The organism is Halioglobus sp. HI00S01 (genome assembly GCF_001635445.1).
Classification (GTDB): domain Bacteria; phylum Pseudomonadota; class Gammaproteobacteria; order Pseudomonadales; family Halieaceae; genus Halioglobus; species Halioglobus japonicus.
The window spans coordinates 1-257 of record NZ_LWEE01000129.1 but is presented as its reverse complement, the minus strand read 5'-3'; the positions used below and the strand labels follow the sequence as shown (position 1 = coordinate 257).

1 pseudogene is annotated in these 257 nt (G+C 54.9%); it reads right to left on the bottom strand.

The features are described 5' to 3' along the window. A pseudogene (locus tag A3709_RS23810) lies at positions 1-257 on the bottom strand (hypothetical protein); the annotation flags it as partial.

Here is a 257-nt window from a genome sequence, read left to right as displayed (position 1 = left end):
CATGGGCACAGTCATGGCCATTAACATGGCCATGACTGTGCCCATGGCCATGCTCATAATGAACGCCCTCCTCCAGGCTGAAATCGTGCTGGTGGAAGTGAAACATGCGCAACATCAGCAACATGCCAATCAATCCGAGCATTAACCACCAGACCGAGCGATCGACACTGCCCTGCTCCAACGCGATGCTGTGTGGCAACAGGTGATAGAACGCCACACCCAGCATCAACCCTGACACCAGGCTCATCATCAGCTGG